Origin of the sequence: Pollutibacter soli, from assembly GCA_029269725.1 — a bacterium.
Taxonomy (GTDB): domain Bacteria; phylum Bacteroidota; class Bacteroidia; order Chitinophagales; family Chitinophagaceae; genus Pollutibacter; species Pollutibacter soli.
In genome coordinates this window covers 11,821-32,563 of record JARJHS010000005.1, presented here as the reverse complement: position 1 = coordinate 32,563, position 20,743 = coordinate 11,821, and the positions used below count along the sequence as shown (strand labels likewise).

General features: G+C 39.8%; 15 protein-coding genes. All 15 read right to left on the bottom strand.

Annotation, left to right across the window (positions count from 1 at the left end; all coding sequences use genetic code 11):
• Positions 1-74 precede the first annotated feature (74 nt).
• Positions 75-1,142 carry a protein NO VEIN domain-containing protein gene (locus tag P2W82_RS13650; protein ID WP_336516456.1) on the bottom strand — a complete coding sequence of 356 codons (1,068 nt, stop codon included), beginning with the start codon at positions 1,140-1,142 and terminating at the stop codon, positions 75-77.
• A 53-nt stretch (positions 1,143-1,195) separates the two neighbouring features.
• Positions 1,196-1,798 (bottom strand): hypothetical protein, encoded by a 603-nt coding sequence (locus tag P2W82_RS13645; protein WP_336516455.1) that lies wholly within the window; start codon positions 1,796-1,798, stop codon positions 1,196-1,198.
• A 283-nt stretch (positions 1,799-2,081) separates the two neighbouring features.
• The gene (locus P2W82_RS13640; RefSeq protein ID WP_336516454.1) at positions 2,082-3,596 is read right to left on the bottom strand and encodes a DUF5906 domain-containing protein; all 1,515 of its coding nucleotides are present in this window, start codon (positions 3,594-3,596) and stop codon (positions 2,082-2,084) included.
• Positions 3,593-4,489, bottom strand: a complete 897-nt coding sequence (locus P2W82_RS13635; protein WP_336516453.1) for a BT4734/BF3469 family protein — start codon at positions 4,487-4,489, stop codon at positions 3,593-3,595. Before P2W82_RS13635 ends, P2W82_RS13640 begins: the two co-directional genes overlap by 4 nt.
• A gap of 50 nt (positions 4,490-4,539) precedes the next feature.
• Positions 4,540-4,824 (bottom strand): helix-turn-helix domain-containing protein, encoded by a 285-nt coding sequence (locus P2W82_RS13630; RefSeq protein ID WP_336516452.1) that lies wholly within the window; start codon positions 4,822-4,824, stop codon positions 4,540-4,542.
• 91 nt (positions 4,825-4,915) lie between these two features.
• Positions 4,916-5,608: an RteC domain-containing protein gene (locus P2W82_RS13625; RefSeq protein ID WP_336516451.1), complete on the bottom strand. Its 693-nt coding sequence runs from the start codon at positions 5,606-5,608 to the stop codon at positions 4,916-4,918.
• 9 nt (positions 5,609-5,617) lie between these two features.
• On the bottom strand, positions 5,618-6,838 hold the full coding sequence (locus P2W82_RS13620; protein WP_336516450.1) for a site-specific integrase: 1,221 nt from the start codon (positions 6,836-6,838) through the stop codon (positions 5,618-5,620).
• Positions 6,839-7,434: 596 nt separating this feature from the next.
• Positions 7,435-9,996 (bottom strand): TonB-dependent receptor, encoded by a 2,562-nt coding sequence (locus tag P2W82_RS13615; protein ID WP_336516449.1) that lies wholly within the window; start codon positions 9,994-9,996, stop codon positions 7,435-7,437.
• Between the two features lie 291 nt (positions 9,997-10,287).
• Positions 10,288-12,414 (bottom strand): outer membrane protein assembly factor BamB family protein, encoded by a 2,127-nt coding sequence (locus P2W82_RS13610; RefSeq protein WP_336516448.1) that lies wholly within the window; start codon positions 12,412-12,414, stop codon positions 10,288-10,290.
• 46 nt (positions 12,415-12,460) lie between these two features.
• Positions 12,461-13,546, bottom strand: a complete 1,086-nt coding sequence (locus P2W82_RS13605) for an alpha/beta hydrolase (RefSeq protein WP_336516447.1) — start codon at positions 13,544-13,546, stop codon at positions 12,461-12,463.
• Positions 13,547-14,119: 573 nt separating this feature from the next.
• Entirely contained in the window at positions 14,120-14,746 is a 627-nt protein-coding gene (locus tag P2W82_RS13600; protein WP_336516446.1) for a hypothetical protein, read from the bottom strand.
• Between the two features lie 36 nt (positions 14,747-14,782).
• On the bottom strand, positions 14,783-15,253 hold the full coding sequence (locus P2W82_RS13595; RefSeq protein WP_336516445.1) for a (2Fe-2S)-binding protein: 471 nt from the start codon (positions 15,251-15,253) through the stop codon (positions 14,783-14,785).
• A gap of 59 nt (positions 15,254-15,312) precedes the next feature.
• Entirely contained in the window at positions 15,313-17,649 is a 2,337-nt protein-coding gene (locus P2W82_RS13590; protein ID WP_336516444.1) for a xanthine dehydrogenase family protein molybdopterin-binding subunit, read from the bottom strand.
• Between the two features lie 152 nt (positions 17,650-17,801).
• The gene (locus P2W82_RS13585) at positions 17,802-18,305 is read right to left on the bottom strand and encodes a flavodoxin (protein ID WP_336516443.1); all 504 of its coding nucleotides are present in this window, start codon (positions 18,303-18,305) and stop codon (positions 17,802-17,804) included.
• Positions 18,306-18,458: 153 nt separating this feature from the next.
• Entirely contained in the window at positions 18,459-20,690 is a 2,232-nt protein-coding gene (locus P2W82_RS13580) for a xanthine dehydrogenase family protein molybdopterin-binding subunit (RefSeq protein WP_336516442.1), read from the bottom strand.
• Between the last annotated feature and the right edge of the window lie 53 nt (positions 20,691-20,743).

Genomic DNA, 20,743 nt, shown 5'->3' with positions numbered 1-20,743 from the left:
AAATCTACTTTTAATCAAAAATATTGGAGTAATTCAACAGCAACTTAGTGAAACGTTAATTAAATGAACTTTTATTATTTCACAGACACCTTGAAAACAATCGGCTCGATATCGTATGTGCTTTCAAACATTTTGGCACATTCGATTATTTGAATCTCTCCTGTTTCATCTTCCATATTTATATTAAACACCCTGTAAATAAAGTAGTTCTTTTCATTCTTCATCAATGTGTATTCGATATCGCTTATAAAAAAAGGTCGGGTGCATTCTAGGTTTGTTGATTTTACTTCAATTAACTTTTTTTCTCCTTTTTGTGTAAAGGATAAAATATCATAACCTAGTGAATCATCTAATAACGACACATGCTCCAAGCTTATAATCTTATCTGAAATCCCTTGTTCGTAAAGTTGTGTTTTCTCATAATTGAGAGCAATCAACTCTCCTAAAATCCCTATGTCCTGTTTAATTCTATTTAGTTCCAGAAAATCAATTTTCCGGCCAATTCCGAATCTACCTTTTTTGCTTGTGTTTTTGTCTTCATTTGAAGCTTTCGTGGCGGCTTGCTTTTCACTTTCTTCTTCTTCTTCTACTTCTTCTTTTATCCTGTACAAATCATTTTGAGAAACTGATTTACCATCTGGCGACACATAGATTTCTTCTTTTTTAAGGAAGTTATCGGATTCTTTTGCATTACGTTCCCCCGATTTTTTAGATCTCTCTGAAAACGAACTTTCACTTTGAATCAGTTCTGTTTCTCCTTCAATGAATCCATAATTCGAATTATGTTTTTCCTGATTTATTTCAGTCCCTGGTTGCGAAAAATTAATTTGCTCTTTGGGATTACCTTCGTTGCCTTTCCTTTTTTTCTCACTTTTATATTCCTTTAGCAGGGTTTCATAAAAGGCCCTATCATAGTTGTTATACCAAAGTACTACTTTTGTTATCAGCTCTGATAAAATCAAACCCATAACCCCACCAATTAATAGTCCACACCATATTGCTGCAAACTCATCCGTAGACGAGAACATTAGCATGATTACAACACCTAAAATACTGCAGGTGTATTGACATATGTTTTGTGCTAGTACGATTTTCTTAATGATATCAATCGTTAATTTTTGTCGACTCACTTTTTTTAACATTTAATCTCAAATTATTTGATTGGGTATTTGGGTGTCTTAAACACTGATTTATTTCAAATAAATCTAAGATTGCCACAAACAATTTTTTCTAGATGCCTTAAATAATTTACTGTAACAGGGTCAATTTTCTGACTGCCTTTTAAAATTTCGGGAATTTCTAAATGTCTCAGGAATGCACTGCTCAGGGAGCTTGCTAGTTCAATAAATTCAATTTTGTTCAATTCACCATATAAAAATTTAATAAAAGACCATTGTTCAATTGACAGGTGTGGGATTTTCAAATTGAATAGTCGACTTGGTATTCCTCTCCGTTCAAAAGTTAATGCACATGCTGGATTGTCGTAATATAATTGCCACCTATCTGTACCAGGAGTAGCAGGTTTAAAATGGCTTTCTAATTTTTGATAACTTTTTACTTTTTCCTGGATTTTGATATAGTCTCTATAATCCGCCAATGAAAAATCAATTACGGCTTTAGTTTTATTGGTTTCTTGACTTTGTCTAATCACTTTGAGTTCAGCCCTGTGGTAATAGCCGAATTGGCGGCATTTGGACGAGCAATAGAGTTTTGATGCACGACAGTTGGAAAACATTTTATTACAGATAATACAATGAGTGTTCTTTATAGGATGGATTGTTACGCTTTCGTTATTCATTTTCTTACAGATTTCAACTCTGTATAGAATGGAAATTATGCAATATCCAGTTGAATACCCATCCATTTACCCACTTTTGTTTGCATTTTAAACAGACAGGGGCGCTAACATCTGCTACACAGTATCCACAAGTCCATTTTTTTTAGGCGCTGTTGTTATTCTGTGCTTTTGGATCTTAATTTTTGTTAATTGGGCACTCAAGGAAATGAATAAAAAGGCAACTACTCCAGGTAAAATGAATTATTTGGACGGGAGGGCACGAAAAAAATAATTATGGGGTACCCTAAATTTTAGCACGGAAAATAATGTATCTGTTCGCCCCGCTTTTTATCTCGTCGTCTTTAGTTACTTCAGCAAAACCTGGGGTATATCTGGCGAATAATTTCAGTGCCTTCGTAAACCCAGCCATTTGACCTAGGTGAGATTTGCCGGTGTATTCTGGATAATCCCTTAAAAAGAGTATATGAAGGTCTTTCTTAAGGCATTTTTCACCAGTTTTTAGATTACCAGACTCAAATAACCCTTCCATGAACTCTATAAAATCCGAGCTTGTAGCCTCTATCAATTTTCTCCGATCAAGGGAAATTGACTCCGCTGCTATCAAGCCCTTTTCAAGATATACTGAAACACAGTATAACATAAAATTGTCAAATTGGCACCAATCCTGGTCGGTAAAATCGTCTTTAAAAAACCACTTTCCGAATTCATCATAAGGACTGAATTTATCGCTGTAGTGATCAGCAAATTCAAATTCGAAGGCTCTATCTTTGGCACTCGCACCTTCAATAGATATCGTCCGATTTGTAGTAATTGCAATTTTAGGCCGAACAGAAAGCGGTTGTTTGTTTTTCTTGTTTACACGAACCCCTTCTGTTATAACATTAAACATTGTTTCTATATTAAATCTTGGCTTTACATCATCGAGAGCAAGTAATTTGGTATCAATATCTAACTCATCATATTTAAATTTGTCTCTGTCATCAAATTCTTTACCCTTTAATATCGTGGTCTTTTTCATTTGCGATAATGCTTGAAGGACTAGCGATTTCCCAGTTCTTCCATCCGGAGATTCTGATATTTTTCCGTCTGTTAATATTATAGCTTTGAGTTTCATATTCATATAGCTGTGTAACATGTAACCCATCGCTGTGCATAGGCTAGCGATGCGTTTATCCTTACCTGCGCAGACATTGTAAATAAATTGAGCGAAGATTCCCAAATTCTTAAACTTTGGAATTTCCTCTATCTGTTGATGTAGGAATATTCTGTCCAGAATCTGGCTTTTCCAAATAACTTTCTCTAACTGATCATATGACTTTAGGTACCATCCAGAAGGCGTGCATTCAACGTAACCGTTCCGGTAAAAGAAGTACGCTGACGTCATGCTGTCTTCTAAAAATTCAAACTGCGTGTCAGATCGTAGTAATGAAAACCTCTTGGTTGAGAAATATGTATCTGGGCTTTTGTTGAACTTTTCTATCAACATCTCCTTACTTAATCCCCCTGGTAACTCATCCGGAAACTCTTTGATATGATCAAAGAATACATCTTGAATCTCATGAATACTGACTGGCTCTATGATATTATTGTTTCTCTTCACCATTATAAATTCACGGCCAATATCAAAACGGAAAAAGCCCAATGACATCAGGAACTCATATAGCTTTGTATAAATGACTTTTACATCTTTAACATTTCCGTTCCTATCAACTAGTCGCTCAAAAAAAATAATACCTCTATATTCCTGTACAACACTAGAACTAAGCGTCTCTAAATTCTGAATTTCCTGTGTGATCATAAAGAGTTATTAATTTTTACTCCATACAGTGCTGCCATGTAGAACAATGATTTAATAGTTGTAGCAGGCTTGATATTTTTTACACATGCTGAGTATTGTCGATTAGTCCGACTTGCATCATATTGTGGGCTCAATGCAGAAATCCTATGAAAATACACCCTGCCATTTTCTCCCAAGTGACTTGCTAACGCAAACCCAATTTTTAGCCAGTTACTATATCCGTTTGTAATGTCAACTTTATATTTTTCAAGGTGCAATACAAGCTTCTCTATTTCCTCAGTGAACCTCCGCGTTATACACTGTTCAGTCCTTGTAACTTCGACAGGTAATCGAAAATGTTCAACGATATATTTCTTTGCATCGGGATTGAGGTAAATCTTTGGATCGTGGCTTAAAAAGCAAAGGCGCCCAACGTCTTTGCACTTCTTATCTATTTGGATTTTGTATTTTTTAAGAAAATACTGTTCCAGGCTACCAAAAGCAATTGAATGCTGTTCGCTTTCAATTTTTACCAAAATTTTGAAGCCATTTCCTGAAGGAGAAGCAAATAATGCAAAAGTGAATAAATCATCTTCGAGACTTTTCCTTAAATCATCCTTAGATCTCCAGCTTTCAGATACTTCATCGATATCAATCTGGATTAGGCCGCTGTGTGAGATAATATCGCCACTTCTATGTCCGGAATGGAAAGTTCCGCTGGCTGTAAATGCAGGTAGGTTTTTAAGTTTATACTCCAGCTTTTCATCTTTATACTTTAAGGATCGAAGTCTTTCACAACAGAATTTCAAGTTTCTATCAAAAGCAACTGCATGGAATATATTGTTAATTGAGACTGTCTGAGGGTCTTTGTCATAGACATGCCTATATAAAGACACAGAAATGTTATCTTGCATCAAAGTAAATTTATAGGTGAGTTAATGAAGCGTCATAGCAGTGACGCTTTTTATTTTTGAATTTTATTTCCCGCGTTAAGCCATTTCAAAATATCAGATCGCTTGAAATAAAGTTTTTTTCCCTTCTTGATAAATGGTATGGAGCGATTTGAAGTATATCCATACAAAGTCTGTGGGGCAATATTCAAAAAGTCCGCCGTCTCTCTAAGACTGAGAATTTCCTTTTGACTTTCCTTCTTAATCTCATTAGAACTCTCAAGCAATTCTTTCACAGAATTCTTGAGCAGTTCTTTAAATTCCTTTTCGCTTAATTGAATAAAAAATGCGTTTTGCATAACGTGAGTTTGATCATGCAAAACTTATAAATTTTACTACAAGTCTTATTGAAAGCTAATCCCAGTGGGATTGAGGTGGGATTAGTTTTTCCTATTTAGCCTTATTTTTTGCCCTATTTTGTTTCTGGCTATTGGCATATAGGATGTAACTACTTTTTAGCTTATCAAAAATTTGAATTTGGTAGTCGTTTTTTCTATTATGAATGCTTTTAGAGTGATTGGATTTCCAATTTTTCCCTAATTCATAATTAAATGCTGTGCAAATACTTTGAACTACGGAATCTATTCTATTGGGCTTGCATGAAATAAAATCGCCGTGAAACATTGCGTAGATGAGATGAATAAGTTCTGTTTCATTCTCTCCTTTCCAAATAATGTTTGATCTCTGGTCATTTGATTTCTTTGAGACTTTCTTGTTCTGAATACTAATTTTTTTGGTTTCCAAAAAAGCCTGAAATTCAATGATAGCTTGCCAAGCAGCAAGGTTTTCGATTACCTCTTCAATTTTTTCAGAATTGATTTGTGCAAACTCGAAATTGTATGCTGCCTCCAGTGATATCTTTCGGTCACGTTCATAATTATTTTTTGCATTATTGGGGATATTCATATTCAAACTTAGTTTGTTTTGAATCTCTCCAAACGGCTGTCTAAAAAAGGTATCAAAGTAAGTTTCAATGACCTTGTCCCTATTTCTTGCTTCGCTTACTCTTGCCCGAAATTCTGACTTATAATAGTTGAATTTCTCCTTTTTGGTATTCTTATAAGTCGAATAGAAATTATTCATGTCCTTAATTTATAAAATTGATCTACTTGCTTGATCTATGATATCATCTTCAAAACTTTCCAGATAAATTTGAGTCGTCTTTTCACTGTCATGCCCCATTGCCTGGCTTATAACACTTGTTGAAATTCCGCTCTTTTTTAAAATGGTCGCATAACTATGTCTAGCAACATAGGTCGTAAGTTCAGTGTCCAGTTTAGCCAATGCTCCTATTTCTTTCAAGTCTTTATTAACCTGCCTCAACATTTTTATTTGTCTGTTGTGCAATTTCTGTGGGGTACTGTGGGATTCGTCAAAAATTGGGAAGACATATTCGTCCGGTAAACCAGAAGAATGTTTTCGATAGAACTGCAATATCTCTAACGCAGGATCAAGAATCAAAATATTAAACAATTCCTTCGTTTTTTTACGGGTATAATTCAACCTATCAGCTTTTATATTTTTCCACTTCAAGAAGGAAATATCTATGAAATTCATTCCACGGCAATAGTAGCTGAACATGAAAATATTTCTGGCATCAATTAAATGCGGACTTTTTTTGAGATTGACTTTTGCAACTTTTAAAATATCCTCCTTAGAAATCGCTCTCTTCTCAGTCTTGATCTTGGCATACTTCGCCAAACTGAATTGTTTGAAAGGATAGTATTTTTCACTGCAAACATCTTCCTTAATAGCTTTATTCAACAATGCCCGAAAAGTCCGCAGGTACAAATAAATAGTATTGTCTCCTTTCCCTCGATTGCGTAGGAATTCAACAAACTTGTTTAAAAAGGCTACATCAACATCAGAGAAATGTATTTCATCAATCTTACAGAAGTGCCCCAGATTCCGTTTACAATCCTTGTAGATGTCGCCATTTTTTAGCTGACCACTATTCTTGAATCTTTCAATCACCTGGTCAAAATATGAACCGACAATGGGATTATTCACTTTGGCTCTTTTCAGCTGCTTTTTGATTTCATAGGCTGATAGGTGCTGATTTTCATTTTCGAGATCCAGGATCAGTTTATCCGCTTCAAGCTTTTTCCTGCCGATCAAGATCTTTGCTTCTTTGTACAATGGATGTTTTTTTATTGGTAATCCTTCGACCTCATTCCACATATCCTTTGTACAAGAAAATCCAACTGACAGGTATTTGGGTTTCCGGTTTTTAATGATGCGAAGCATTACCGGATGTTCACCATTTTTGAACATTTTTGAAGTGAAAAGTATAGCCTTGACCGATGTATTCATTTAAACCTGGTTTAAACATGGTTTAAACAAATCTAATAAAAATGGGTAATCATCGATAATTATCGGGAAAATGAAAACGTTTATCTAATTGATAATCAATATTAAAATAGACAAAGAAAAATATCGGTAAATATAAATTGACCGCCTTACAAGCAGAGGGTCGGCGGTTCGATCCCGTCAACTCCCACAGAGGGTCTCATTTGAGGCCCTTTTTTATTTCAGTTAAGATTTATTTTTTGCAAGCAGAGGGTCGGCGGTTCCCTGTGCGACTGTCCCGAAACATTCTCTAAATATATTCTGTGAGTCGGTCAGGCGGGGATCGCGTCAAAGCCATCAACAGCATTTTAGAGTAGATTTTCTAAAATCTTTAATTCATTTCGGGTCAGACTAATTGCTGTAGAATTATCAGGGAGCATAGTATTTGAAGTATCCCATTTAAAAATTACAATCCGGACTATATCATAATTTTAGTTTCTATTGTGACCGTTTTCTGTCATTTAATTTTTACATCTGCAGAAAATAAACTGTTACAATTATTGCCGCTAAAATGAAGAGATTACTTCTCATGGACTCTACCTTATCAATAACCTCGATGATCAAATCACCTTGCACACAAACGTACAGTAATATATTCCTCCCAGCGATGGTCCTCCAATATAACTGTAGTAGTACCGGTTTAAAAGATTAACACCTCCGATCTTTACACTCCAGTTATCTTTCTTTGGATGATACTGAACCTGCCCATCCATAGAGGAGTACGCTTTCACCTCTCCTGTCGCAAGTGACGACTGCCAGAGACATTCGCTTTGCCAGCGGAAATTAATCTGAAACCCAACCCCCGACCACAGATCCGGATTGCCGACCGCAACATTATAGATCCACATGGGCGTGTTAAAAGCATCCTCCAATCCATCGTTATTGGTCTTCCTGTCGAGTTTTGCCAGTGTCACATTTCCCGCAAGCGTATAATTCTTAAAGAAATTCCAGGTCAATCCTAACGTGCTCCCATAGTTGTAGCTTACTGTTTTGGAATTCGTCCATAAACGATACCTGGCCTGCCTTTGCCTGTTGTTCAGAATATAGAGTAAACTATCAGGCGCTGTCGAATTAGGGATATTTGCTTCGACCTGGGCCATCAGATTTTTGTAAACGTTGTAATAAAGATCGAGATCAATAACTATTTTATTATCAAAAACCACTCCCCGATATCCGAATTCGATACTCTGTATTTTTTCTGGTTCCAGGTAAGTATACTCATTCTTTTTCAGCAATCCCTGGTTTTTCTGTACAGCCTCATCCAACGTCAACCCACCTGAATTAATATCTTTTGTATTTGCAGCCTGGAATGCATCAATGGATGAACGCAAATAACTGTTCTCGAAAATACCATTAGACATGACCGGTAGTCCGCCCACACGCTTCACTCCTCCACTGTTGATATTTGAAAAAGCTTCGAACAGGCTCGGGAAACGATCTCCCTGCTGAAACGCAATTCGGAAATTGTGTTGCTGAGAGGGAGAATAGACAACAGCAAATCGTGGGTTTAGTTTCGCCTCGTAGTACTGGTTTTTATCAATTCTAAGCACAGCATTCAGTTTTAATTTTTGCTTGAACAGCTGTTGCGTAGCCTGGATAAATCCACCAGCTTTCCTGTAGTGAAGGTTGCTTCCGGGTTTGGAAGGATTGATAAAATAGTTTCCATCCGGTACTACTGCATATTCGCGATAATCGAGCCCGTACATGATGGACAATTTGTGCACCGATTGTAATTTTTTAAAAATATCATTGGTAATCGTATGCTGAATTTCTGCATGATACATCTGTGCTTTTACACGCAGCGCTGCTCCCTGGTCCCAGTTATTGATATCGCGCAATTTATCGATAAGAGAATCCATTTCAGGTGTGTGCGGAGCGGGCCGGTCATTATCTGCATATGATCTTGCTATATTCATTGCATCACTTACATCAGAGCCTTGAGAAATTGCATTATTGTAACTATTGGTAAAATCAGAAAACCAGTTATTGTCCGATTTAAATCCGCGGTCAACATTTTCAGCCATCGAGCGGATATTGTATGAATCGCCCGTATTCTCGGTATTTACATAAGCTCTGAATTGTATACTACCTGTCTTCAAAGAAATACTATGTTGCCCGGTGGCATATCTATCCAGCCGGAAACGATTGGTACGCTGGTAAATCGTATTGGTATGTGCAAAGCGAAATGTATAGTTGATGTACATCTTCTCTGACGGTCGGAATGCAAGAGAAACATCGCCTTTAAAGTTCCCCAGGTCATAACTGGCCATATCTTTTTCTGCATACCCCGACCGGCTTACGATGTATTGTTTTCCTCCGAGAGTCAGCGTTCTTCGATTTGAAGCCTCATCACCATATATATTTACAAGGTCTTTTCCAGGATTGAGTTCACCGGTTAAACCTGTAGACGCATTGAGATTCGGAGCCAGGTCCATCCGGTTGTCCGCATACCAGTCTACTCCGGCTGTGTAACTAGTATTTATTTTGAAAGCCCAATTACTTCCAAGAACCTTTGCCCATCGCAAAGATGTTTCACTATTCAATGCAGCACTATGTTCGCTGCTATTGATGTGATTGACTCCTGTTTTCTGGTAAATGCTCAAACCTTCTGTATTGAATGGATCATTGAGAAGAAAGTTGGCTGTTCCGTTGATCGCATTCATGCCATACAATGCAGAAGCAGCACCGGGCAATACCTCTACCGATTGAATATCCAGATCACTAGGACCCAGCGAATTTGCCATTGGTGCGCCGATATGTGGTGCCTGGATATCCATTCCGTCAACCATCTGTACAAAACGAACATTTGTGGTGTTGCTGAAGCCACGCGCATTGATCACTTTAAAGCCCAGGCTCGGAGTGATCATGTGAATCCCTTTCAGATTTTCAATGGCGTCAAAGAATGAAGGTTGAGCTGTCTGACGAATATCGCGCGGACTGAGTTTTTCAATACTTACTGGTGCCTGCAAAAGTTTCTCGCCACTCCTGGATGCAGAAACGACAATTTGCGATAATTCAACAACACTGTCTTTTATGCCCGGCTTCTCCTGGGAATGAGCGCTGAACGTCATCGATGGAAAACAGAATACCAATAATATCCATAAAGATATTTTTATAACCATAGCTGGAAATGCAGGCCTCATTAATTTATCTCCTCTACCATTGATAAAAACAAACAGGATAAGTTGATGTTCTCGCAGCCATTAATATTTTAAGATTAAATGGGAAACCCAAAACATAAACCCTGTCCGCATACACTACATACGTTGTGTAAGCGAATATACAACGCTTCCGTCATTATCGATTTCTGACTTGTTAATCGACTGACGAGGGCATAATAAAAATTTGTAATTGCAAGCCAGCTGAGATCCGGCTAAATCTATATCAGTAATGACGAGGTAGAAATATTTTAATCAATTTATTGAAAAAGTAACAATAGAACCCGAAGGCTTTTCTTTCGTGCCACTTACGCAAACTGAAACGTATTGCTTTCCTTTCACTGAAAACGTACAGGCGGTCGCGTTAGTGATTCCAGGCAATACCGTTTCCCAAACAACTATCCCCGTTTCCTTATCCAGGGCTCTGAATTTTTTATCATCACCACCACCAATAAAAATTAATCCCCCGGCAGTCACAATAGGTCCAGCCTTTCCCTCCTGACCAGTTTCAGGCTCTCCTGCTGCCTGTCGTTTATCATCATTACCTAGCGGAATTTGCCAGTTGTACTCGCCTGTTGAAAGATTCAGTGAATGCAATCTTCCCCAGGGAGCTTTTATCGCAGGATTACCTGAAGGATCTTTCCAGGTAGCATACCCTGTTGTATTGAGGTATAGCTTTTTTTTCTCTGTTGTATCAGCTTTAGCTTTCGCAGCAGTATCCTGAGTTTTTCCTGCACTATGAACAAATGCAAGTATCGCCTGCTGCTCATCTTCTTTTAATACTCCTGCAAATGGCGGCATTAAACCCCCACCCTTCTGAATTTTATCAAGAGCAGCTTCACGACTCATTCGTTTATTCAAGTCAGTTAGGGATGGATATGTTGGAGTGTTACTTACTTTATTTGCACCATGGCAGGAAGCGCAATACACGGCATACATTCTACGACCCTGATCAATGATCGGCATATCAGCCACAGCGTTTGGATCCACTTCAATAATCGTTTGTATATCCGGTGCTTCACTTGACCTTACATACAATGTGTTTGTTGTTTCATCAAAGGCAGCACCGCCCCAATTTGCGCCACCTCTCGTTCCCGGAAACATCAATGTACCTTTTAAATCCGGTGGTGTATAGATCCCTTCATATCGCATTGACCTGAACTTTTTCAAAACCGCCTCATGACCGGAATCTGAAAAATGAGACAGATCGTTTTCCGAAATCAGCTGTCGTGCAAATGGTGCGGGTTTGGTTGGAAATGGTTGTGTGGGCCACGCCTGTTCTCCAGGCAGATTTGATGCGGGTACAGCACGTTCTTCAATCGGAAACACCGGCTGACCGGTTTCACGATCTAAAATGTAAATGAACCCTTGCTTACTTACCTGGGCAACTGCATCAATTGTCTTCCCATCTTTTTCCAATTGTACAAGGTTGGGAGGTGAAGGCAAATCATAGTCCCATATATCATGATGAACTGTTTGATAATGCCATTTATGTGTACCTGTTGCAGCGTCCAATGCGAGTACACAATTCCCGTAAAGATTTTGTCCGATCCTGTCTGCGCCGTAGAAGTCATAGGTTGGCGAACCGAGTGACATGAATACCATTCCGCGTTTTGTATCTACCGCCATCCCGGACCAGTTGTTTACACCGCCTGCATACTTATATGCATCCTTCGGCCAGGTGTCATACCCGGCTTCACCAGGTAATGGAATCGTATGAAATGTCCATACCAATGCACCCGTTTTGCAATTATATGCGCGAACATAACCGGGTGGTGTTCCATACAGATCGGGAAGTCTTGAACCAATAATGATCAGATCATTGAAGATGATTCCTGGAGTAGTTAAGGTTACTGCAATTTTTTCCGGATCATCACGCACACCTTCATTGAGATTAACCTTACCACTATCACCAAAGCTTGTTATCGGTTTACCATTTGTTGCGTCCAGTGCAACGAGGAAACTCCCTGCTGCATAAATTATTCTTTTGTCCCAATAGGTCACTCCACGGTTTACACCACCACCGCCACCTCCGTTAAAAAAGTCATACGCCCAGATCTGTTTTCCCGTAGCTGCTTCAATTGCAAATACTGAACGTTTGGGTGAAATGGCATACATGATGCCATCAACGATAATCGGATTGCATTGATTGTTGGCAGCCTGTGCAGATGCAGGAAGGTCATTCATCTCAAACGTCCATACCTGTTTAAGCTGGCTTACGTTGGCAGCGTTGATTTGGTTAAGTGATGAATAACTGCTGCTTCTTTCATCTCCTTTGTATACACTCCATGATCGTTCACTTTCATTTGATTTACAAGCCATCATTCCAATCAAGGCAAACATGAAAGTTAATTTGGTAAACCCGATCCTTGTTGGTTGCATGTTTTCTGTTTGTAATTATTATAATGTTGGAATAGCAGCTGATAAATTAATCCAACTTCTTTTCCTTAAGAAATGCAGACATCAAGTCTGCAATCTGAATATTGTTCAGGTCAGAAAATGGAAAATGCGTATTGCCTTTGATTCCTATTTCCGGGAGATGAACAACAGTTACATCACCACCGTGTTTGTTTACTGCATCACGCCAAAGCCTTGCCATCGCCAGTCTTGCGCGCCATCCATCTGCACCACCATTCGGAGAAGGCTTATCAGGAATATTATCTCCGTAGTAAATAATGATCGGAATTTTTGTGAGTTTCATAAAATCCGACATGGGAACTGGTACTGCAGCCAGCGTGCCACCAGAACTTTCAATGGGCGCCGGTACTTCTCCTTCGGGAAAAAGAAAACCGCTGCCAGGTTCATAAGAAACAACCCCTTTTACATTTTGATTTTTAGTAACCGTCAACCATCCCATTCCACCGGAGTGTGAATGCGTAACAAGAATTGCGGGGCCAATTTTATTAAACAATGCTGATGCTGCTTCAGCATTGACATTAATATCGATTGGTCCGATATTAGGTACCATCGAACGGAAATACTGATTCAATGTATTTGTATCGCGTGCAAATTGTACACCTTCAAAATAGTTAGGCCATATACCTACGCGAAACACACCAAACCATTGCTGCTCGTCGGGGTTAGGGTTAACAGTGCCGCCTACTGTACTTCTTCCTGCATCTCCTCTCCTGGGCTGGTCCATTATGTACACGCCAAACCTGCGACGTAAAAATATATTCTGGTAACCTTCGCGTCCGTCCGGTGTTGTTTCCCAGGTTTTTGAAAACTGACCGATACCATGCCACATGACCAGCGGATATTTTCTTGCATTAACAGGAACCTGGTAAAAAAGATACGCGTGATCACCGCGATAGGTTTGGCCTTCCGGTGTTGGCTTATATGGATCAAAAGTTCCGGGGTTAGTTATTATTGTACCGCCTACTGTAAAACTTCCCTGTTCGATGATTGTAAGTGCCTCCTTATTTGCATTTTTTTTAGATACACCACATGATGTGCCAAGTAGTGCGATGACGGCTGCAAGAAGAAAATCTATTTTTCGTTGGGAATGTTTCATGCAGAATTCAATTTTATTATCGCGATCGCCGATTTCGAAAAGGACATTTGTACTCTGCAAAAATCTGTCAATCTGGAAAACTATCAATTATATGAATTCCGGCTTTCTCTACCAATATTACCGATATCCCGTGGAGACTGATAGTGTAATCGTATACTATGTCAAGAGAATGAATATCCAGTGCGGTTTGAATATCGCAAAATCCGAAGTGAATATTGCGGGTAGGCTGAATGAAGAACGTAGGATTAGGTAGTTAGACCGATGAGTCGCTTTGCATCTGGATTTACTTGATGTGATTAGGGAATTTATTTACCGTTTCTTCATTCCCCCGCCGTCACTTCGTTTAGTCGGTCAGGCGCTCTTGCCGCCTTCCCGACTACGTCTATTTAATAGCAACAAGGATGATATTATTCAGAGGTAGACGGGAAGCCGGTAATAACGGAAAGAATACGGGAAATTATACATGCAGAAATTGAACTACAAAAAACAATTAGGCCCACCCCAAATCAAGATTGAATTATCGCATAAATTACCTAATGTTATGAAGAACCTTTCGCACCAACTTTTTACTACTTATTTCCTGGGTGCATAACCGCCTGTATTGATCCAGGTATCCCAGGCTTTCACAAATTGAGAATAAGTCAACGGCGGAGGTTTTCTTCCTTCTCCCATATCCCATGCTGCTTTCACAAGTGTGTCACGCGCATGTTCGATGAGCATTTCCTTCGTCTTGTGCCCGTTTCTTTTTATATCCAGGATTTGCTGAGCCAGCTCTCGGGCAGATTTACCTTCAAACACCATTTTCATATCTGCTGGTGGTAATGCCCATTTAGGATTACCGGGAGGTGTATTTAATCCAGGTGTATTTGATGGTTGATGACAGTTTTTACATTTCATGGCATAAATACCGTTTCCATCCTTGCCTCTTTTGGGAAGCATCTGGTGAATATGACTATCATCTCCCTGTAGCGGCACTTCGCCTGCGGGATGACAGTTCATGCAACGTGGACTCATTAATACACGGTATACGTCAGCAAATGCTTTTACGGAAGCTGCGCTGTCTTTCGCTTTGTATCCAAGGTATTCATTACCAGTTGTTGAAGAAGCCGGCTCCAATAAAAAAGCGCTCATCCCAATAAATAAAATCAGGCTTATAACAATCACGAAAGCTTTTGATAGCGGGCTTTTGACATTTTTCATCTGATTTCATTTTGTTTGGAAAAAATCTGGAGACGATTATATTTTAGCACCTTGCTTTTGCATATCAGCAGCCAGGTGGATCGCTTTGCGGATCAGCAGATAAGTTCCGCAACGACACAGATTACCGTTCATAGCATCATCAATATCCTGGTCTGTCGGATCTGGTTTTTCACGCAACAATACTGCCGCCGACATGATCTGTCCTGACTGACAATATCCGCATTGCGGTACATCTGCTTCCAACCAGGCTTTTTGAAGCGGATGATCTCCGTTTGGAGATAGTCCTTCAATTGTTACTACTTCCTGGTTTGCTGCGCGACTGATTTTTGTTACGCATGAACGAACTGCATCACCATTCAAATGCACCGTGCAAGCACCGCAGGAGGCAACACCGCATCCGTATTTTGTACCTGGCATCTGGAGTACATCTCTAAGCACCCACAACAATGGCATGTCCGGGTTAACATCAACATCGTATTGCTTCTGATTTATTTTTAAGGAGATCATGAGTTGTTATTTATTAAAACCTGGTAATGAAATTTTATAAGAAAACGTTCACATGATGTCTACGGCGTCCGACCTTTTTTAATTTTTGGTTGCGGCAATTTTTTGTCGCCCTGTTGTTTTGTATTTTTTTCAGCAACACCAAATTTTTCACTGATAGTACTGTTGAAATAGGGCTGATTATACACGCGCTTCCCGGTGGTTTTATATACTGCATTTGCCACTGCTCCAAATACCGGTGGGAAAGGCGGTTCGCCTAATCCTGTTGGATCGATCCCGTTTTCAACAAAACTTACATCGACAATTTGTGGTGCTTCCCGCATCCTGATAATGCGGTAGCGGTTCAGGTTATTTTGTTCCGGTGCACCATCCTTTAGTGTTAATCCACCATAGAATGAATTACCAATTCCATCAACAACGGCACCCATCACCATATTTTTTGCTGATTCAGGATTGATCACAATACCGCAATCAATTGCGCTATACACACGTTCGACATATGGCTGACCATCTCTTTTCACCATATCTACTACATGAGCCGCATAAGAGTTATGGCAGAAATAAGCCGCAACACCACGGTTGTATTTTTTATTCTCTGTTTTATTCCATCCGGATTTCTCTTTTACCAATTCCAGAACAGCTGCATACCTGTCTGCGCTGTATTCATTGTTTTTTCCGACTGGATTTTCCTTTGCTCTTTTCAGCAGTTCCAACCTGAAATCAATCGGATCCTTGCCCATTGCCTCTGCTAATTCATCAAGGAAAGATTGCTCTGCTGCCGCATTGAAGTTTGATCGCGGGGCCCTGAATGCACCGATAGTAATATTTGATGGCAGTTCCCACCCTTCTGCGAGATAATTGTCAACTGCTCCTGCAGGAAATCTGTTTGCATGAATTGCATGTTCAGGAATACCACCTCCTTTTACATGAAAGCCAATCAGATTTTTATTCGCGTCCAGGGCTGCGCGATAGGTTGCGATATACATTGGCCGGTAGATACCATAGGTCATATCATCTTCACGGCTGTAGATCAATTTGACAGGCGCCTTTATTTTTTTAGAAATAAGTGCGGCTTCAAACATGTAATGTGCATAAGCTCTGCGACCAAAACCACCACCCATGCGGGTCATCTGAATTTCAATCTTTTCAGCCGGCAGGCCTATCAGCTTTGCCAGGGTAGGTTCAGACCAACCCGGGGCTTGCTGAGGTCCAACTACCAGGGCCTTTTCATCTGTTACATCAGCAAAGAAATTCATCGGCTCCATTGTATTATGTGCAAGGAATGGAGCTGTATATGTACGTTCAATAATTGTAGCCGCGTTTTTGAACGCGGTTTCAGGATCACCATCTTTTCGCAAAACCGTTGCTGGTTCTTTTGCCCTTTCCTGCATTTTTGCATATTGAGATTCGGTAGTTTCCAAACCTGCAGGTACAACCACTTCCTGTTTCCCTCTGAAGCCCCTGATGGTTTCTTTTGTATCTGCAATCGGCTCCCATTGCACACTCAATTTCTTTCTTGCATTCATCACGTCCCATGTTGTTTTACCAACCACCACCAGGATGTCATTGAATGTCCTGGTATCAAACCCCGCCTGTTCAAAACCATCTTCATACAATTTTAAACTGAACACATCTGTGATGCCCGGCATTTTTGACGCCTCCGATGCATCAAATGATTTCAGTTTCATCCCGAAGGCAGGCGGGTGATGAATCATGGCGATCTTCATGCCTTCTTTGTAATAATCCAAACCAAATAATGGTTTACCAGTTACAATCTTCAGTCCCTCCACATTTTTTTGTGAGCTACCAACTACATTAAAACTTTTTACCTCTTTCAGCTTTACTCCTTTCGGAACAGGTATGGCTGCGGCTTTTGATGCAAACTCACCATAAGTACCGGATTTTCCGCTTTTCTCATGATAAAGCATTCCGGATTTTGCAGTAATTTCTGCCGCGGGTACATTCCAGGTTTGTGCTGCTGCTTCAGTCAGCATCACCCGTGCGGCTGCTCCTGCGTCGCGCAAAGGTTTCCAATACATCCTGACCGAATTACTTCCGCCGGTAAATTGCGAACCTAATTTCACGCTATCGTGAGGCCCCATTTCAACCACCACCTTCTTCCAATCCGCTTCCAATTCTTCTGCAACGATCATCGGAAGAGAAGTCATTACATTTTGTCCGAATTCCGGATTGGGATTGAGAATTTTTATAACATTATCCGGAGTGATTTTTATATACCCGGTGAGTTCAAACCACTGATCAGGCATTCCCGGACCAGCCAACTTTTTCGATGGCAGAAATTCAGCCAATGCGCTAAAGCTGATCATCAAGCCACCACCGGATAACAATGAAGATTTCAGAAAAGATCTTCTGCTGTGTAAGGCGTCCTGTTTTTCCATTATTCGGGAATTTATTTTTTTGCGTATATCAAAGTCAAAACTGAAGATTAATATCGGTCAACCTTGGTCTAATCCCTCCTGGTTAAGCGCATTTAGTAAGATACTGCTTCATCACTACAAAATTGTGCCATTGCAGGTTCACTCCGTGATATCTATTTCAATATTTTAATTTTCTTCAGCCAGCTGACGACTTCTGCTTCTGCTTCAACGGCTTTATCGTCCTTTATCACCAGGAGCTTACCATATACTTCTTCTCCCCCCTTCATGGAAAATCCCTCCGGAATTTCACTCGCAGGACAGAGTTCTTTTACAGTCTGAAAGCTTGTTCCGATGCCATATCCACCGTTGGTATTAAAAGGTATTACTTTCTTACCGCTTAAATTGTACTGCTTCAAAAACGTTTTCATCGGTGGCGGTAATTTCATTCCCCAGGTTGGGAAACCGACAAATACAATATCATATCTCTGAATGTCGTCAATTTTTGTTTTTAATGGCGGTAGATATCCCGATTCATTTTCTTCAACTACCTGTTGCACAGTCGCTCTGTAGTTTTCCGGATAAGGTGTTGCTAATTCCAATGCAACTAAATCCCCACCCGTATTTTTATGAATTATTTCAGCGACTGCTTTTGTGTTATTGGTTCTTGATAAATACACAATCAGAATTTTATCCGCATGCAGGTATTCTTCAGATTTTAACCCAGAACATTTCAAGAGGCTACCAGAACCCAAGGAAATGAAATAGAAAAAAATAGGAATTACTTTAACCATATCAAATTTAAATTATGTGTACTATAGCTAGACTACTTATCAAAAGCTGTTCTTAATAAATGGTTGATGATAAAAGCGTTTGCCCGTTGCCTTATATAGAGCGTTTGCCAGGGCGCCAAATACTGACGGGTAAGGTCCCTCTCCTAAGCCTGTTGGGGCAATATCATTTTTGACAAAATGTACTTCAATATTTTTGGGAGCTTCATTCATACGGATCAAGCGATATTTACCAAGGTTCGAACTATCAGGTTTACCTTTGGTAAAAGTTAATTCTCCATACATTGCGTGCCCGATAGCATCGACAACATTTCCTTCTACCATATTAGTTGCGGAATCCGGATTTACCACAATCCCACAATCAACAGCAGAAAAGACACTCTGAACTCTTGACACATTATCTTTCACTACAACATCAATCACGTGAGCGGCATAAGCCCTATGACATAAATATGCAGCAACGCCACGTTTTTTATTTGCCGCCCAGTTGGATTTTTCACGGACAAGCTCAAGTACACCTGCATATCTTGAAGCATCATAATCAGCTCTCGCACCAACAGGCTTTTCTTTTGATCTCTTCAAAAGCTCCAGCCGAAATTCTATCGGATCCTTACCCGCAGCCTCAGCTATTTCATCAAGGAAGGATTGCTCAACACCTCCTATAAAGTTATCACCAGGCGCACGGAACCAGCCAGAAGTTATATTGGATGCTATGCTAAAACTTTCTGCCAGATAATTATCTACAGCCCCAGCTGGAAATGCATTTGCGTTTAATCCGTTATCTGGCACACCTCCAGCCTTTACATGGAATGCTATCAGGTTATTATCCTTATCAAGTGCTGCTCTGTAAACAGCTAAACATGCAGGACGATATGAACCCATATTTGTGGTATCCTCACGAGTGTACTGAAGTTTAATCGGAGCTTTAACTTTTTGTGAGATGACAGCCGCTTCAGTAAGACAATGGGCGTGGAAATGTCTTCCGAATCCGCCACCCATACGTGTCAATTCAATATGGATTTTTTCTGGTGGCAAGCCTATCCTGGATGAAATGGTATTAATTGTAGTTTCCGGAGATTGAACAGGTCCTGCAACAAAGAGTCCTTCATCGGTGTAATGCGCAAAACTGGTAATAGGCTCCATCATATAATGCGGTAAAAATGGAGCTGAATATGTGCGTTCAATTACTTTTGCTGCGTTCTTAAATACCTCTTCCGGATTCCCATCTTTTCTCATTTGACGTCCTGGTTTATCCGCCGCATCCTTCATTTTTGCTTTGTGATCTGATGAACTTTCAAGACCTGGTGGAACTACAACAGTTTGTTCGCCTCGGAATCCTGCCATCACAAAGGATTGTTCAGTAAATGGCTGCCACTCTACTTTTAGTTTATTTTTTGCATTCAGTACTTCCCAGGTTGAATTCCCTACAATAGCTACAAGTTCAGGGAAAGCATTTGTATCGAACATATTTCTTTTATATCCATCTTCATAGGTTTTGAATGAAAAAACATCCTTGATACCAGGCATAGATTTGACTGATAAAGCATCAAAAGATTTCAATTTCATTCCAAACGCTGGTGGAATCACAACCATCGCATAAAGCATCCCTTCTCGGTTGATATCAGAAGAATAAGGAGCTTTTCCAGTCACCATTTTTATTAAATCAACATTTGCGCGAGAGGTCCCAATAATTTTAAAGTCTTTCGGATCTTTCAATGCGACCTTTTCTGGCACTGGTATCTCTGCAGCTCGTGCTGCCATTTCCTCATACTTCGCAGATTTTCCACTTGCTTTGTGATATAACACTCCACCTTCAGTTGTAATTTCTGCCTCCGGAACATCCCAGGTTTTGGCTGCAGCCTTTATCAACATTTGCCTTGCGGCAGCGCCAGTAGTACGAAGAGGGACCCATTTTTCCATAACTCCTCTACTACCGCCAGTATACTGTCTCCCATAAATACTTGGTTTATAGTCTGCTTGTTCTACAACAACTTTTTTCCAGTCCACGTCTAGCTCTTCTGCTACCATCATAGGCAAAGAAGTCCTTACATCAGTTCCAAATTCCGGATGTGGTGCTTTGATAGTGAAGACACCATCAGAACTTATTTTCAGGTATGCATTAATGTTAAACCATTCGTCAGGTATTGTCTCAAGTGCTCTTCCCTCAGTTATTAGCGAGGCCAATGAATTAAAGCCCAGCATCAAGCCGCCTCCGGCAAGAAAAGAACTTTTAATAAATGATCTCCTACCGTATTTTGTATTAATGACTGACATACCTATCGGGTTAAATGATAAAATTGAACTGTAGTTATTTACCAGGTGAATAA